The sequence below is a fragment of the Halobacillus andaensis genome (genome assembly GCF_014636475.1).
Taxonomy (GTDB): Bacteria; Bacillota; Bacilli; order Bacillales; family Halobacillaceae; genus Halobacillus_A; species Halobacillus_A andaensis.
This window is the reverse complement of record NZ_BMEL01000001.1, coordinates 1230723-1245756: the sequence shown is the minus strand read 5'-3', so window position 1 is coordinate 1245756 and position 15034 is coordinate 1230723. Positions and strand designations below refer to the sequence as shown.

General features: G+C 40.8%; 18 protein-coding genes and 1 pseudogene. 14 read left to right on the top strand and 5 right to left on the bottom strand.

Features of this window, described 5'->3' with window-relative positions:
• The first annotated feature begins 39 nt into the window (after nucleotides 1-39).
• From asnB to IEV27_RS06490, 4 genes and pseudogenes are all read left to right on the top strand, one after another.
• A complete protein-coding gene (gene asnB / locus IEV27_RS06500; protein ID WP_188376616.1) occupies nucleotides 40-1884 on the top strand; it encodes an asparagine synthase (glutamine-hydrolyzing) in 1845 nt (614 codons plus the stop codon).
• Between the two features lie 142 nt (nucleotides 1885-2026).
• Nucleotides 2027-2117, top strand: a pseudogene (locus IEV27_RS20075) (sugar ABC transporter permease); the annotation flags it as partial.
• A gap of 37 nt (nucleotides 2118-2154) precedes the next feature.
• Nucleotides 2155-3684: an alpha-amylase family glycosyl hydrolase gene (locus IEV27_RS06495; RefSeq protein ID WP_188376615.1), complete on the top strand. Its 1530-nt coding sequence runs from the start codon at nucleotides 2155-2157 to the stop codon at nucleotides 3682-3684.
• Between the two features lie 71 nt (nucleotides 3685-3755).
• A complete protein-coding gene (locus IEV27_RS06490) occupies nucleotides 3756-4793 on the top strand; it encodes a LacI family DNA-binding transcriptional regulator (protein ID WP_188376614.1) in 1038 nt (345 codons plus the stop codon).
• Between the two features lie 38 nt (nucleotides 4794-4831).
• Here IEV27_RS06490 and fakB read toward each other — a convergent pair whose 3' ends face one another.
• Nucleotides 4832-5692: a DegV family protein gene (fakB, locus tag IEV27_RS06485; protein WP_188376613.1), complete on the bottom strand. Its 861-nt coding sequence runs from the start codon at nucleotides 5690-5692 to the stop codon at nucleotides 4832-4834.
• A 190-nt stretch (nucleotides 5693-5882) separates the two neighbouring features.
• Between fakB and IEV27_RS06480 the strand changes: the two genes are divergently transcribed.
• Both IEV27_RS06480 and IEV27_RS06475 read left to right on the top strand, forming a co-directional pair.
• Nucleotides 5883-6734, top strand: coding sequence for a YitT family protein (locus IEV27_RS06480; RefSeq protein WP_188376612.1), 852 nt, complete (start codon nucleotides 5883-5885; stop codon nucleotides 6732-6734).
• An 18-nt stretch (nucleotides 6735-6752) separates the two neighbouring features.
• Nucleotides 6753-7676 carry a BsuPI-related putative proteinase inhibitor gene (locus IEV27_RS06475; RefSeq protein WP_188376611.1) on the top strand — a complete coding sequence of 308 codons (924 nt, stop codon included), beginning with the start codon at nucleotides 6753-6755 and terminating at the stop codon, nucleotides 7674-7676.
• Between the two features lie 363 nt (nucleotides 7677-8039).
• Here the strand turns inward: IEV27_RS06475 and IEV27_RS06470 are convergent, their stop codons facing one another.
• Nucleotides 8040-8303, bottom strand: coding sequence for a NifU N-terminal domain-containing protein (locus IEV27_RS06470; protein ID WP_188376610.1), 264 nt, complete (start codon nucleotides 8301-8303; stop codon nucleotides 8040-8042).
• Between the two features lie 132 nt (nucleotides 8304-8435).
• Between IEV27_RS06470 and IEV27_RS06465 the strand changes: the two genes are divergently transcribed.
• The 3 genes from IEV27_RS06465 to IEV27_RS06455 all read left to right on the top strand — a co-directional run bounded on the left by IEV27_RS06465 (nucleotide 8436) and on the right by IEV27_RS06455 (nucleotide 10854).
• Entirely contained in the window at nucleotides 8436-9269 is an 834-nt protein-coding gene (locus IEV27_RS06465) for a DUF2785 domain-containing protein (protein WP_188376609.1), read from the top strand.
• A gap of 20 nt (nucleotides 9270-9289) precedes the next feature.
• Nucleotides 9290-9715 carry a hypothetical protein gene (locus IEV27_RS06460; protein ID WP_188376608.1) on the top strand — a complete coding sequence of 142 codons (426 nt, stop codon included), beginning with the start codon at nucleotides 9290-9292 and terminating at the stop codon, nucleotides 9713-9715.
• A gap of 278 nt (nucleotides 9716-9993) precedes the next feature.
• Nucleotides 9994-10854, top strand: coding sequence for an HAD family hydrolase (locus IEV27_RS06455; RefSeq protein ID WP_188376607.1), 861 nt, complete (start codon nucleotides 9994-9996; stop codon nucleotides 10852-10854).
• 10 nt (nucleotides 10855-10864) lie between these two features.
• Here the strand turns inward: IEV27_RS06455 and IEV27_RS06450 are convergent, their stop codons facing one another.
• The 3 genes from IEV27_RS06450 to IEV27_RS06440 all read right to left on the bottom strand — a co-directional run bounded on the left by IEV27_RS06450 (nucleotide 10865) and on the right by IEV27_RS06440 (nucleotide 12155).
• Entirely contained in the window at nucleotides 10865-11095 is a 231-nt protein-coding gene (locus tag IEV27_RS06450; protein ID WP_188376606.1) for a DUF3813 domain-containing protein, read from the bottom strand.
• A 1-nt stretch (nucleotide 11096) separates the two neighbouring features.
• Entirely contained in the window at nucleotides 11097-11234 is a 138-nt protein-coding gene (locus IEV27_RS06445) for a hypothetical protein (protein WP_188376605.1), read from the bottom strand.
• A gap of 96 nt (nucleotides 11235-11330) precedes the next feature.
• Nucleotides 11331-12155 carry a Cof-type HAD-IIB family hydrolase gene (locus tag IEV27_RS06440; protein ID WP_188376604.1) on the bottom strand — a complete coding sequence of 275 codons (825 nt, stop codon included), beginning with the start codon at nucleotides 12153-12155 and terminating at the stop codon, nucleotides 11331-11333.
• Between the two features lie 214 nt (nucleotides 12156-12369).
• Between IEV27_RS06440 and IEV27_RS06435 the strand changes: the two genes are divergently transcribed.
• The 5 genes from IEV27_RS06435 (at nucleotide 12370) to moaD (ending at nucleotide 14789) form a co-directional block, all read left to right on the top strand.
• Entirely contained in the window at nucleotides 12370-13134 is a 765-nt protein-coding gene (locus IEV27_RS06435; RefSeq protein ID WP_188376603.1) for an alpha/beta fold hydrolase, read from the top strand.
• Between the two features lie 71 nt (nucleotides 13135-13205).
• A complete protein-coding gene (locus tag IEV27_RS06430; RefSeq protein WP_188376602.1) occupies nucleotides 13206-13517 on the top strand; it encodes a metal-sulfur cluster assembly factor in 312 nt (103 codons plus the stop codon).
• A 65-nt stretch (nucleotides 13518-13582) separates the two neighbouring features.
• Complete coding sequence (mobB, locus tag IEV27_RS06425; RefSeq protein WP_188376601.1) at nucleotides 13583-14095, top strand: molybdopterin-guanine dinucleotide biosynthesis protein B; 513 nt, start codon at nucleotides 13583-13585, stop codon at nucleotides 14093-14095.
• Complete coding sequence (locus IEV27_RS06420; protein WP_188376600.1) at nucleotides 14092-14559, top strand: molybdenum cofactor biosynthesis protein MoaE; 468 nt, start codon at nucleotides 14092-14094, stop codon at nucleotides 14557-14559. Before mobB ends, IEV27_RS06420 begins: the two co-directional genes overlap by 4 nt.
• Nucleotides 14556-14789 (top strand): molybdopterin converting factor subunit 1, encoded by a 234-nt coding sequence (gene moaD, locus IEV27_RS06415; protein ID WP_188376599.1) that lies wholly within the window; start codon nucleotides 14556-14558, stop codon nucleotides 14787-14789. Before IEV27_RS06420 ends, moaD begins: the two co-directional genes overlap by 4 nt.
• Nucleotides 14790-15034: the final 245 nt, after the last annotated feature.

Sequence of the window (15034 nt, the reverse complement as noted above, 5' to 3'; positions counted from 1 at the left end):
GTCAACTGAGTACGTTACGTAAAAAGGAAGGTGACGCCTGTGTGCGGGTTTGTAGGGTGGGTGAATACCCAAAGCAGAGAAGAAGAAAAGCTTCTCATGATCGATAAGATGGCTGAAACGATTAAGCATAGAGGTCCAGATGATTATCAAAAATGGGTGAAAGGGCCGGCAGGATTTGGACATCAGCGTTTAATTGTTGTTGACCCTAAAGGCGGCATTCAGCCCATGGTGAGGCAGGCTAATGGTGAGGAATATGTTCTTTGTTATAACGGAGAGCTATACAATACGGATGAAGTAAGAAATCAATTGAAGGCGAAAGGCTGGACGTTTAGAGGCCATTCAGATACCGAAGTCGTTCTCGTTAGTTATATGGAATGGGGCGAGGCATGTCTTGATCACTTTAATGGAATATTTGCTTTTAGCGTGTGGGAGGTTCACAAGCAGCGGCTATTCTTAGCACGCGATCGTCTCGGGGTAAAGCCTTTATTTTATAGTGAACAAAAAGACGGGCTGCTTTTTGCTTCAGAAATGAAAGCTATTCTTGCTCACCCTCAAAAACAGGCGAGAATCGCTGAGGAAGGTATTCTTGAAATTCTTACGCTAGGACCATCCCGAACACCTGGTCACGGGGTATTTGAAGGAATCCATGAAGTCAGGCCGGGTTTTTGTGCAATATGGCATCAAGGAACTTTTGCAGTGAAACGATATTGGAATGTTGCAAGTGATGCTCATCATTCTTCATTTAAAGAAACGGTCGAACAGGTGAGGCAGCTGTTTATTGATGCTGTTGAGCGGCAATTAGTAAGTGATGTAAAGCTCGGTACATTCCTTTCTGGCGGTGTTGATTCTAGTGCAATTACTTCCATAGCGGCAGATCATTATAAAAAAGAGGGACTGGGCTCATTAGAAACGTTCTCCATTGACTATGAAGAACAAGAGAAATTCTTTAAAAGTAATGCTTTTCAGCCTGATCGTGATTTTACGTATATTCAAATGGTGCAGAAAGCACACCAAACGAAACATTACACATTAGAAGCAAGCGTCGAAGACCTTGTTTCTAGACTGAAAAGATCAGTAGAGCTGAGGGATCTGCCGGGGATGGCGGATGTTGATTCGTCTTTATTATGGTTTTGTGAGCGTATAAAAAACCACGTGACAGTATCGTTGTCAGGAGAATGTGCAGATGAAATTTTCGGAGGCTATCCATGGTTTTATCGCAAAGAAGACAGGGATAGAAAGGGGTTCCCATGGATTCGCTCAATCCAGGAGCGGCAAAAACTTATTCGAAAGGACATAGGCCAGCAATATGACTTAGAACAATACATGCTGGACCGTTATCAGGATTCAATTAATGAAGCTCCGCTTTTAAAAGGGGAATCTATTGCTGCTTCTAAGCATAGACAAATGCTGTATTTGAATATGAATTGGTTCATGCAGACCTTACTAGAAAGAAAAGACCGGATGAGTATGGGGGCGAGCCTGGAGGTTCGAGTTCCTTTTAGTGACCACCGAATCGTAGAATATGCTTATAATATTCCCTGGGAAATGAAGCATCATGGAGAACAGGAAAAAGGTTTGTTAAGGGAAGCATTAAGAGGAATTTTACCTGAAGGAGTGTTAAAGAGAAAGAAGAACCCTTATCCTAAAACATTTAACCCTGACTATACGAAGGCTGTAACTGAATGGATGGATGAAATTTTGAGTGTGCCGCATGCTCCAATCTTTGATTTGTTTGATCATAATGAATTAAAAGCATTGAATCAGTCAGAAGGGAAAACCATTGATACCCCTTGGTTTGGACAGCTGATGACTGGACCGCAGTTAATCGCTCACCTTTGTCAAATTAATTATTGGCTAACCACTTACAATATTCAAATCAAATAAGGTGGCTGTAATAAAACAATAGTAATCTAAAAAAGACCCGAACCATTTAACTTGCTCGGGTTTTTCTCTATTTAAATAGTCCACATCGTTTGCTTAAAAAGGGGCAAGAAGGAAAGTCTCACTTCTCAGGGACCTTAGAGACTCTGTTTTTATTGCTGTTCGAATATCAATTTTTTCTGTCTTTACAAAGATATTTCATTTCTGGATTGACGGCTGGAGGTACAAAGGGATAATCTTAAAGACATAAGTTATAAATAGGGGGAACGGAAGATGAGAAAGTTTGCAACGATTCTCATGCTCATTCCGTTTCTTCTTTTTTGCGCCCATAACTCCCATGCGGCTGAAAAAGAAGAACGTAAATGGCAGGACGAAAGCATGTATTTTATTATGGTGGATCGGTTTATGAATGGCGATAAGGAAAACGACTACGAAGTGGACACCGATGATCCCGCCGCTTACCATGGTGGTGATCTTCAAGGAATTATTGATCAGCTTGATTACATTGAAGAATTAGGTTTCACGTCGATATGGCTGACGCCTATCATGGAAAATGAAGAAAAAGGCTATCATGGATACTGGATTGAAGACTTCATGGAAGTGGAAGAGCACTTTGGAACTATGGAAGACGCGAAAAAGCTAGTAGAGGAAGCACACGATCGTGATATAAAAGTCATCTTTGACTTTGTAGTTAATCATACGGGCTCCCAGCATTCTTGGCTTGATGATGAAGAGAAAGATGATTGGTTTCATGAAGAACAGTCGATTATGGGAGATGATCAACAGCGATTAGAAGATGGCTGGCTCTCTGGACTGCCGGACTTAAATACGGAAAATCCTGAAGTGAAGCAATACTTGTTTGATGCGGCTGAATTTTGGATTGAAGAAACGGGTGTGGATGGATTTCGACTGGACACGGTTAAACACGTTCCTAAAGAGTTTTGGTCAGAGTTTAATGATCACGTGAAATCGGTCGATGAAGATTTCTTTTTATTAGGCGAAGTGTGGAGTGACGACCCTACATATATAGCAGATTATGAATCCACAGGGATTGATAGTTTCGTCGATTATCCTTATTATAATGCGGCGACTGAAACGTTTAAAGCTTCGGATGGTTCTCTCACATCCCTGTCTAATGTGTGGCAGAGGAATAAAGAGTATTATGAAGAGCCGTATCTTTTAGGTAACTTTATTGATAATCATGATAATAAAAGGTTTACTCGGGTGGCTGGAAAAGAGAACGAAAATCCGGTCACTCGCTGGAAATTGGCTTTAACGCATATGTTTACGGCTCCAGGTTTTCCGATTACGTATTATGGAAGTGAAGTGCCTCTGGACGGTGGAGAAGATCCGGACAATCGTAAAATGATGAATTTTAAAGGGGGAGATGAGCAATTAGAGCAGCGGATTGAGAAGCTGAATTCTATGCGTGATGAATTCCCTGCCTTGACACGAGGTGATTACGAGGAGCTTTATAATGAGGATGGAATGTCCGTTTACAAACGAGAATTTGAGGATGAAATCATGGTCATCGCCATTAACAACGCTTCTGGCACGCGTTCTACTGATTTAACGGATTTACCAGATGATCATCAAATGCGCGGTCTATTAGAAGACGGAGTGGTCAGGCAGTCTAATGATGGAGTTTATAAGCTTGGAATGGCACGTGAAACTTCTGATGTATTTGTAGTGGAAGAGGATCAAGGCTTTAACTGGTTATTTATTGGGTTCGTCGGAGGCATTCTGCTGCTGTTTGTCATTGCAGTCGTTTGGATAAGTTTAAAGAATAAGCGTGGGGCTTAGCATACGCTGGCCGAATAGTATGATATATTAAGGATAAGAGTTGACCAATTATTAATCAGAAGGTGAAGGATATGGGAGTAACGATCAAAGAAGTAGCAAAGGCAGCTGGCGTAGCTCCGTCAACCGTTTCCAGGGTAATTGCGGATCATCCCCGCATCAGTCCGGCTACGAAAAAGAAAGTAAAAAAAGCAATGAAAGAGATGGGGTATCATCCCAACGCCAACGCGCGTGGATTAGCAAACCGTTCGACTCAGTCGTTAGGTGTGGTGATGCCTTCTAGTGCAAATAAAGCGTTACAAAACCCATTCTTTCCCGAGGTGTTACGAGGTATTAGTGCGGTGGCCCATCAGCTTGATTATTCTATTTTATTATCAACGGGAGAGAAAGATGAAGAGATGCTTGAAGGGGTAGAACGGATGGTTTATGCCAACCGTGTGGACGGCATTATTTTACTCTACTCTCAAGTGAATGACCCGGTGCTTCATTTTCTATTGGAGAAAGACTTCCCTTTTGTCGTCATTGGGAAACCGAGTGAACGAGTTGACGAAATTACTCACGTAGATAATGACAACATTCGAAGTGGAAAAAACATCACCAACCATTTAATTGATCTCGGTCACGAGAATATCGCGTTTATTGGCGGTTCTACAGATTTAATCGTGACTATCGATCGGATGAGAGGATATCAGCTGGCAATTGAAGAGGCAGGCCTTCCTTATTTAGAAGAATACAGAGTGCATACGGAGTTCTTGAAATCCGGAGGGAGCCAGGCCGTAAGTGAACTATTTAACTTGCCAAAGCCGCCCACAGGCTTAGTGATCGCCGATGATTTAATGAGCATTGGTGTTATTAATATGCTTGAAGAGTTTGGTATGCTGGTACCTGAAGATGTTTCGATTGTCAGCTTTAATAATGTGTATTTATCAGAAGTAACCCGCCCGCCTTTAACGACTGTGGATATCCACATTTATGAACTGGGTTATCAAGCGGCGAAGTGTCTAATCGATAAAGTAAAGAACAAGCTCGAGCCAGCTAAACGTATTATTGTTCCCTTTACAATTGAACTTCGCCAGTCTGCACAATCGAGAGAAAAAACGCTGAACGAATAAACGAAGAAGCAACGGGGCTTCTTCGTTTTTTAACGGGGTTATTTAGGTTCATCATTTAGGAAAAATAAAGCAATCGTTCCAGGGCCGGCATGGGCACCAATAACAGCGCCGATCATTTCAATATGAATGTCTTTTGTCCCGCATTCTTCTTTAATCATGTCGGCCAGCTTTTGAGCTGTCTCGATGTCGTCCCCGTGACTGATTGCAATTCGCTGCTGGTCTAGTACTAAACCACGTTCTTTCATCATATCAACCATACGTTTAAGTACTTTTTTAGACCCTCGGATTTTCTCAAGTGGAATGAGCTTTCCATCTTCTACGTGGAGGAGGGGTTTAATTCGTAACAAACTGCCGACAAAAGCGGCTGTCTTACTCACACGTCCCCCGCGATATAAATATTCGAGATCGTCAACCGTGAAAATGTGCTCCATGTGCTCTGCGTAGTATTGACCGATTTCTTGGATTTCTTCGAAGCTTTTTCCTTCTTGAGCAAGCTCGGCAGCCCTCATAACAATCAGCCCATATCCTAATGAAGCAGCTTTTGTATCAATGACTTCAAATTTTGCGTCAGGGTGCTCTTCTTTAATTTCTTGTTCAATCATTTTGGCGGTGTGATAAGTCCCTGACAATTCAGAAGATAGCGCAAAATAAAGGAATGGCTGGTCTTTCTCAACATAATTCGTAAAGGTTTGACGAAACGCTTCAGGTGAAACTTGGGATGTTTTGGGCGCTTCTCCATCCTTCATCAGCGAGTAAACTTTCTCAGGAGTAATGGTTTTGCCATCTTCGTACTCTTTGTCTCCAATAGTGACACCTAATGGTAAGCATTCAACATTTATTTTATGTAAATAATCTAAAGATAGGTCACATGCTGAATCACTTATAATTGATACATTCATCTTTTCACCTACCGTCATTTGTTTGTATACTTTTAAGTGTAGGCTTATGAGGGAGGATAGTAAAGCGAAATCTTTAAAACTGGCATGATTATTGAAATGTTTTTATGGGAAACGATAATGAAAAGCTTGATTTTAAATTTTAACGGTGATAAAAAAAGAATAGCACTTTTAAGCTGGATAGGAGGTCGACATGTTTTCATTTGAAATTAAACGAATTTTAATCGTACTCATTGGTGCTGTATTTAACGCCGTATCTCTAAACTTGTTCCTTATTGAAGCCAATGTTTACGCAAGCGGATTTACCGGGGTTGCTCAGTTACTGACGAGTATATTCCAAGACTTTTTAAACGTTCCTGGAGTAAGTACAGGTCTTATCTTATTCATACTTAACATTCCAGTTGCGGTCTTAGGCTGGTATAAAGTCGGTAAAGGATTTACGGTGTACAGTGTGATATCTGTTGCCTTTACAACTTTATTCCTAGAGATCATCCCGATTCTGCAGTTGTCAGAAGACATTATTCTTAACGCTGTGTTTGGCGGTGTTATCGGTGGTTTCGGTGTCGGTATTACACTGAAATGGGGTGCTTCAACGGGTGGTCTTGATATCGTGGCTATGATTTTATCACGAATGAAAGATCGTCCGATTGGCATTTATTTCTTAATTATCAATTCTGCTATTATAGCTATAGCAGGTCTTCTTTATGAGCCTGAGAACGCACTTTATACGTTGTTGACGTTATATGTTACGACGCGTGTTATTGACGCCATTCATACTCGTCACGAAAAACTGACAGCAATGATTATCACAACAAAAGCGGCAGACCTCGAAAAAGCCATTCATGCGAAAATGGTGCGGGGAATTACTACTTTGCCTGCGAAAGGTGCTTTTACTCAACAAGATAAAAACATGCTTGTCATGGTTATAACACGTTATGAGCTTTATGACTTGCAAGGCATTATCTCAGAGGTCGATCCTCAAGCGTTTACGAATATTGTTCAAACGACAGGTATATTTGGCTTCTTTAGAAAAGATGATAAGTAAACTCACGGAGAAAAGGAAGTGTTGACGCTGAAGAAATGGATTCCGATTGTGGCAGGATGTTTAGTCGTATTTTTAGTCGGTTGTTCAAATGACGATGCCAATGAAGAAGAGAAAAATAATTCAGAAGAGGAGTCTTCCGAGTCCAGCGAAGAACCAGAGCCGGAAAATATTGTTTCGCTTATTGAACAATTAACCTTTGATTCTAACGTAGAATCTACAGAGGAAGGGCTTGACTTCAATTTCCACATTACAAATGAGGCGGATGAACCTATTATTCTTGGCTTTAATTCTAGTCAAAAATATGAAATTGTTCTGGAGAATGCCGATGGAGAAGAGGTTTACAAATATTCTAATGAACAAGCATTTTCGCAGCAGCTGACCACTGAAGAGCTGGACCCTGGTGATAAGCTGGAAGCGAACGAAACGTTAGAAGAGGAATTGCCTGCTGGAGAATATGATGCAACCATGTCATTTTTAGTGACTTCGATTAATGATCAGCCTCTTGAGACGAAACCTTTTGAAATCACCGATTCTGTGACTGTAGGAAGCGGAGAATCTGGTCAAGAGGCAGACGCCGAGGAAGAAGCTGAAGGGGAAGAACAAGTGAGAGAAGAAATAGAAGCTGCCGCAAATGGGGAAGAAATCTTCCGGGAGCTTACACTCACAGGGGAAAATGGCCAGTACAATATCTCAGGAGAAGCTAAAGTGGACGGCGGAGAGTTTTTCTACAGCGTCGATGATGGTCATAATGTATATATAGAAGAAGAAACCGCGCAAGTAGATGATCCGAATGCAGAGTGGTCCCCGTTTGAACTTGATATAACGGTTAATGAAGAAGACCTTCCTGAAAACGGGGCGCTTATCATGACGATGTTTGACCGGGATGGGGAAGGACAGCCCATTAATATGAATTTTGTTCCTCTGGATAATTTTGAGTCTTAAAAATGCTCTCGTAATCACGGTTCCCCCATTTTGGCTGGAGGATGTACATCTTTCGTGCATGAGAAGGGAGTCGTTACCTAAAACCCTTTATTCTATCGAAGGAAAGAAACTTACACATTCGTAAAAAAAATGTAGAGAAACCTAAAGTTTCTCTACAAGCTGAGGCTGACATAGCGTCAGCCTTTTTTGTCTAGGAAATTATAAAATTCAAAGCTGTGGACATTTTTTTAAAAAGAGCGGTATCCTGCTCCAGCGCCCAGACACTCGCGTCATAAGCAATCCGCCCTTCGGAAGAGAAGACCACCTTCCTCCGGCCGTTTTGCTTATGCGTTTCGTGTCTACCAGGGCACTTGCGCCTTTGTTCTAATAACCGAATTCAGTTAGAACGCCTTCTACTTTAGGAGTTAGTACATCCCAATCTGCATCAGGTAAACGGTTTACCGTAATGAAGTTCTGGAATCCAAAGACGTTGTCTACGCCTTCAAGCTCCATAAGTTGATTCATAATGTCGTATTCACTCGTTTGTCCAGGCATGACGGAAACGCTGCCGTCTCCTTGAAAAATGAGGGAGTCGGTTGTAAATTTACGTGCGTTCGGGTTTGGTGTTTCTTCAATTGTTATTGCCATGATTATTCCTCCAATCTTCTCTATACTCACTCATTTTAGCAGAAAACTGAAGAACACTAAACTGGGAGCCTTTCTGATTCAATAATTTATAAGTAATATGATACAATATGAACAATTTCAGGGAGGTATGAGATGGAAGCCAAATTAGTAGATGTACTGCAACAGATTAAGGAAAATAATTATGAAATCCCGCAAGGACAGAACTTGTCAGAGTTAACGACCATTATGCTGCAGCGTATAGGGTCTCCAGATCCAGTGCTGCGGGATGACTTGATTCATACCATTTTCACAAAACTTATCGAGCGCGATTATTATAACAACGACCAATTGAAGAATATTTTGCGCTCGGTGTTAAATAAAAATTACTTGTTTTATCGAATAAAGATGTCAGCAAGAGAAGAAAATGCCGTCTTTAAAAGAAGCTTTGCCGTCTTGCTCATTCCGCCAATTATGAAAAAGCATCAGCAGACTGGATTGCTTGGAGAAGCGGAAGTACATCGTGTATGGGAGAATTTAAAACGTTATATGGAACAAGAGAAAGACCATCGCGGCTATATTCAAGGAAAGGGCTGGGCCCACTCTATGGCTCATGCGGCTGACGCGTTGGATAGTGTAGCCGCATGTAATGAAATTACGAGACAAGAAGTTATCGACATGCTTCCTATTATCCGTAGTCAGTTTTTAATTGATAAGCCCTATTTGTTTGATGAAGAAGAACGTATGGTGACGGCCGTCTTAACCATGTTTAAAAAGATCGAGCCAGAAGAAAGAGTGGAGTGGTTAGAGACGTTGTTATATCAAAGAAAAAGCTGGAATGATCCGGCTGAAGAAATAATTATTAACAACAGTAAACACTTCTTGCGTGCTTTATACTTCAGGAATATTGACTATCCATGTGATGAAGGCCAACTACGCCAGGTTTTAGAAACCATCTTACGGGAACTTAGAAAACAAGAAGCGTATTAAATGTAGTGGAGGCATGGACAATGTTCATTAAATGGGGAATTTACATTGGCACAACTTCTGGACTGGCCTTAGGAATTTACATGTGGTTTGTCGAGTTGATTACCGAAAAGAAAATTTATACCCTATTAATGAATGTGGATTTCATTCCGGTCATTGGTTCCATCGAGTGGCCGGTGTTTGTGGAATGGTTATTTCATATGATTATCTCGTGGATCATTGGGATACTGTTTTGTTATATTTTTATGAAAAAAATTAAAGTAACATCTAAACGGCAATGGGGAGTTGCTTTGATTTTATCTGGGATGGCCGCTTCTACTTATTTCCCTTTAACCGTGCTTGCCATTAAAGAAACTCCTGAAGTGACAGATGTAACCGCTATCATTTATTGGGTCATAGGTCACCTCCTTTATGCGATTGTATTAAAGTCTTCTTATTACCGTACGTGATATCAGTTCAGCTTGTAGAGAAACGTCAGCTTTCTCTACAAGCTTTTTTATTTCTCCTCATGGCCGAACAAAATCAAAGCAGCAGGTTATCAACTAAGCGATGGTTCCAAGAGGCCTTCTCCATAAAAAGGTAGTCATTTCATTTCGTTTAGTCCTGTTCTTCCATCCAGTTGCATAGAGGCTTTACCATTTGATTACAATAATTTACTTGCTTCCCTAATAAGATTTACAGCGTTTTACAATAATAGAAGAGAAGAAATGAAAAAGGGGAGAGGCGCATGTTTGACCAAGTGAAATGTATCATTTTTGATTTAGATGGAACATTATATGAGGATATACATCATTTTGAGTATTATGCCAATCAGTTGAAAGAGAAACTCAGCTATGGGAAGCATGAGGCGTTTGAAGAGGATTACATAAAGGTATTGCAAGGGGAACATCCTCTGTCGATAGGTAAAGCCTATGATTTGAAGACAGACGCTATATTGACGGTTGATCCTTATACAAATTTAGTCGTTGCAGCTAAGACCTGGAAAGGTGAACCGTGGACTCATGTACAAGTGGCCCATCACTATCCAGAGGAGGTTTCTTTTGATTTTGAGAACATCATCGCCATTGGTGATGGCTGGTGGCTGCCTTTTTCGATTGCCGTTCATCATGGACTATCTTTAAAAGATTGTTATGAAAGCTATGTGCAAACAAAAGATTTTATGGTCTCGGATCAATTTGCCCTCACAAAGACGAGAGGATTAAAACGTATGCTTGGGAAGTGGAAGCAGGATAAAACATTAATTTTACTTACGAATAGCGAGTCTTACGATGTTGTCAAGCTGCTGGACGAGCTGCAACTGAATAATATTTTTGATGAAATTATCGTTTCAGCTCAAAAGCCATCCTTAACGAAGAAACATTTTACACGTATTTTGCAGGAATATGAACTTTTTCCAGAAGAAGTGGTCTCCGTCGGTGATAACTTTATGAATGAGATTGCCCCAGCACTCATTTTAAATATGAAAGCTCTTCTGATTCAAACGACGCCATTTACGTACAAACATCCAAATCTTCAAGTGGTTTCTAGTCTAACTGAAGTCATTAAAATGGAAAGTATTAAAAAAAGATCAGACTCACAAAGAGTCTGATCTATAAGATTTAACGCATGTTATTTTGCTGTTGCTGCTGCTGACCGTTGTGTTCGGCTTCAAGTCTTTGTTCTAATTGCTGTAGCTCTTGCTTCTCTTCTTGAGAGCACTGGCTATATGCAGATTGAATCGCTTGTTTGGCAGCTTGCATATCTTCTTGGCTTGTGTGGTTACCTTTTTGACGACCCTGCGTCATTCGGTTTACCGCATTACGTGCGTTTTCAAATAGGGAATTGGCCATTTTAAAACCCTCCTACTGTGTGTTGGTCTGCTTCCATTTCCTTGCGTTTTGCATCGGATAGTCGTTTCGGTTCCATTTGACGTTCATCAAATGGACGTACTTCAGTCCAACGTTTGTCATCTTTGTTTTGCTTATCCATGACATTCGCCTCCTGTCACAAAAAAAGCCTGAACGCTTTGTGCGTCCAAGCTTAGTATGGCCCCGGCTAAAAAGGTTACTCAAGGAAAAAAATAACTTACATGGCTTTGCGGTTTAATTTTAAAAATTCTGTTAAAAACTCACCAATTCCATTTTGTTCATTAGTATCGGCTACATAATTGGCCATGTTCTTAAGTTCGTCAATGGCATTCCCCATCGCAACGCCAATACCAGCATATTCAATCATCTCAAAATCGTTATCTTCATCGCCAAATGCAATAATTCGCTCTTGAGGGATGTGATAATAATGAGCAATTTTTTGAAGGCCCACCGCTTTATTCATACCTGCACGAACAATCTCAATGACATGCCAGGGTGCACCCCATTTACGATGTTCAATGAGTTCAGCATGAGTATCCAGCTCCTCACGAAGAATTTTTATTTTTTCTTCTTCTGGATGGATCAACAGTGAAGTGGGATCATCCTGTAAATTTGATTGCAGATTACCTACGTTTACAGGATTATCATCATTTGTATGGAAGATTTCCATAATTTCTGAATCGTACTGATCCAAGTAAACCGTGTCTTTTACTTCCGCTAATATATTTCGTACGCCTAATTCATGACACTTGTGAATAATTTTATGGGCCGTTCGTATCGAAAGCGGAGAATGAAGAGCATCCCAGTTTTTATTTTTTGGATGGTGAATGAGAGCTCCGTTAAAATTGACCATTGGTGTTTCTAACCCAAGTTCTTTATAGAAATCAATGCTCGCACGGTGAGGCCGCCCTGTTGCGATACATACGATATGTCCATGATCGATCGCATCAAGTACAACTTCTTTCGTTTCAGGGTTAATGCGTTTGTCGTCTGTTAAAAGTGTTCCATCTAAATCTAATGCAATTAAATGTTGATTTGTCATTTTTTTCACCTCATTCATAGTAACAGTTTAGCGATAATAAAACGTGAATGCAATCTTAGGGGAGCTGCAGCCTCCATCGCAAAGTCATTCCCTGTCGTTACAGAGCCTAATCCTTTCCAATTGAAACACTCGGTGTTACGATATTAATTATACAAAAGAACATGTAAATTTCGATGATGTTCATGTAAAGATTGGAAGAAAGGAATAGGAATTCATGATTGGCATTTATCGGGAAACAATAAAGAACATACCCTCACTAATTATTGTAGAAACAGAAAAATATGAGCAGCCGCTGCCTGTTTTTACATACTTTCACGGCTTTACTTCAGCTAAAGAGCACAATTTACCACAAGCCTATTTACTTGCCCAAAAAGGCTTTCGTGTTGTATTACCTGATAGTATGTATCATGGCGATCGGACCGATGATTTATCCAAAGAAGAATTAAGCTTTAAATTTTGGGACATCGTCTATCAAAATCTGAAGGATTTACAAGACATTAAAGATGAGTTAGATCAACGTGATCTTATATTAAATCGTCGATTTGGTGTTGGAGGTACATCAATGGGGGGAGTGACGACAAGCGCTGCCTTAACGATGTATCCGTGGATTCAAGCAGCCACAGTCATGATGGGGTCACCTAAACCTGTTGACTTTGCCAAAAAACTAATTAAAGATGTGGAACAGACAGGACTACAGCTTCCGATTACCGAAATGGAATTAAATGACCTTTATAGCTCGCTGCAAAGCATAGATTTATCAGCTAATAAACAAAAATTAAATGCACGTCCGTTATTTTTCTGGCACGGTGATGCGGATCCAGTTGTGCCTTTTGAACACGCGTATGATTTCTATAACGAAATCGTAGAGGAATATAAAAACCCTGAAAATATAAGATTTTTACGAGATGTCGGGGTAGACCATAAGGTAAGCCGCTTCGGTGTTTTAGAGATGGTCAACTGGTTAGAAATCGTACTATAAACGTTAGTGGTTTAATCTATGAAGAATTTTGTTTATAATAGAACATGAACTAATGAGAAGGGGGTACTATTATGGATGCAGCACTTGAAGAAAATGTTATGGGCGCCCTTGAAAATGTAATTGACCCTGAACTTGGTATTGATATCGTCAATTTAGGTCTCGTTTATGGAGCTGACATGGATGAAAATGGCAATACTACAGTGACAATGACATTAACGGCCATGGGCTGTCCTTTAGCTGGTCATATCGAACAAGATGTTAAACGTTGTCTTGCTGACCTTCCTGAGGTCAACGAAGTTGAAGTCAACATCGTATGGAATCCGCCTTGGACCAAAGATCGTATGAGTCGTTACGCGAAAATTGCTCTAGGCATTCCAGATTGATCAAACAATACCCCTCCCGTTGTGGAAGGGGTTTTTGTTTAGCCATAGAAGGGAAGTGAACGTACGTGAGACCCGTTGTCTTTCAAATCGTTGGGTATAAAAATAGCGGGAAAACGACCTGGATGACAGAGATGGTGAAGTATGCCGCTGAGTTAGGGGATCATGTCGCTTGCCTTAAGCACCACGGAGATCCATCACCACTTTCGCAGCCGGAGGAAACAGTCGATAGTGTCAAACTACATAGATGTGGGGCTTTTATAACGAGTGTCACTGGGGCGGGGGAAACCCAAATGCTCATGAATCGTGAACTTTCACTCTCACAGCTCATTGACTGGTATGCCGTGTTACAACCCGATATGATTTTTGTAGAAGGGTTTAAGCATGAAGGTTATCCAAAAGCCGTGATTTTGAAAAATAAAAACGATGTGAAGCTGCTTGAACTTCCTAATGTGCAGGTTGTCTTTACATGGGATAGAGAGCTCGTAACAAATCTCGAGATTCCTGTTTATCACATGGATCATTGGCGTGCTTCTATAGAAGATATTTATTCGTACATAAAAAGGGGGAAGTGGCAATGAGTCGTTGTTATACTATAACAAAAGAGCCAATATCAATTGAGAAAACAGTCGGGCTCGTGTCTCGTCCTGAGGCCGGAGCGATTAATACATTTATAGGAACTGTACGTGAAATAACCGAAGGGAAGAGGACTCTTTTTTTAGAATATCAAGCCTATCAATCGATGGCCGAAGCAAAATTAGCTGAAATCGGCGAAGAAATTTCAGCTAAATGGCCAAATACAAAAACAGCGATTGTTCACAGAGTCGGCCGGCTTGATATCGAGGACATCGCTGTAGTTATTGCTGTGTCGACCCCGCATCGAGCGGATTCTTATGAAGCGAGCCGATATGCCATTGAGCGAATCAAAGAAATTGTGCCGATTTGGAAAAAAGAACATTGGGAAGATGGGGAAGAGTGGATCGGCGACCAAAAAGAAACGAAAGCTTATTCTGCAGGAAAACCGGAGAAGGAGGACTTTTCTTGAATAAAATATTATTCTTTGCCGGACTACAAGAAAAGATGGGGAAACAATCCATTGAAATTGATGCATCAGGTCAGAGTGTGAAGCAATTGAAAGATTATATAGAGCAGGAATATAATCTTAGTAAAGTACATGAATCAATGGTCGCTATTAATGAGGAGTTTGCTCCAGGGGAGGAAACCATTAAAGAAAATGATACGATCGCCTTTATCCCTCCTGTAAGCGGAGGATAGAAAAGGGGTGGGGACATAACTAAATAAAACAAAAAATAATCCGAACGATTCTGAGAAATCAGTTCGGATTATTTATGTTAATGAGACTCCACACCATCGCTCCGTTAAAACACTCCGCTTTCCGTGGGCACGGCCTCAGCTTCCGCTTGCGCACCGGGTACCAGGTACCGAAATTCACACTTGGCACTTCGCTCTTTTACAGCTTTTCGGTACCTGGTACCTTTATGCTCCCTCGCTGCAATAGA

Coding starts and splice junctions, on each gene's coding strand:
- IEV27_RS06495 (WP_188376615.1), top strand. CDS start 2,155: ATGAGAAAGTTTGCAACGATTCTCATGCTCATTCCGTTTCTTCTTTTT.
- IEV27_RS06490 (WP_188376614.1), top strand. CDS start 3,756: ATGGGAGTAACGATCAAAGAAGTAGCAAAGGCAGCTGGCGTAGCTCCG.
- fakB (WP_188376613.1), bottom strand. CDS start 5,692: ATGAATGTATCAATTATAAGTGATTCAGCATGTGACCTATCTTTAGAT.
- IEV27_RS06480 (WP_188376612.1), top strand. CDS start 5,883: ATGTTTTCATTTGAAATTAAACGAATTTTAATCGTACTCATTGGTGCT.
- IEV27_RS06470 (WP_188376610.1), bottom strand. CDS start 8,303: ATGGCAATAACAATTGAAGAAACACCAAACCCGAACGCACGTAAATTT.
- IEV27_RS06465 (WP_188376609.1), top strand. CDS start 8,436: ATGGAAGCCAAATTAGTAGATGTACTGCAACAGATTAAGGAAAATAAT.
- IEV27_RS06460 (WP_188376608.1), top strand. CDS start 9,290: ATGTTCATTAAATGGGGAATTTACATTGGCACAACTTCTGGACTGGCC.
- IEV27_RS06455 (WP_188376607.1), top strand. CDS start 9,994: ATGTTTGACCAAGTGAAATGTATCATTTTTGATTTAGATGGAACATTA.
- IEV27_RS06450 (WP_188376606.1), bottom strand. CDS start 11,095: ATGGCCAATTCCCTATTTGAAAACGCACGTAATGCGGTAAACCGAATG.
- IEV27_RS06445 (WP_188376605.1), bottom strand. CDS start 11,234: ATGGATAAGCAAAACAAAGATGACAAACGTTGGACTGAAGTACGTCCA.
- IEV27_RS06440 (WP_188376604.1), bottom strand. CDS start 12,155: ATGACAAATCAACATTTAATTGCATTAGATTTAGATGGAACACTTTTA.
- IEV27_RS06435 (WP_188376603.1), top strand. CDS start 12,370: ATGATTGGCATTTATCGGGAAACAATAAAGAACATACCCTCACTAATT.
- IEV27_RS06430 (WP_188376602.1), top strand. CDS start 13,206: ATGGATGCAGCACTTGAAGAAAATGTTATGGGCGCCCTTGAAAATGTA.
- IEV27_RS06420 (WP_188376600.1), top strand. CDS start 14,092: ATGAGTCGTTGTTATACTATAACAAAAGAGCCAATATCAATTGAGAAA.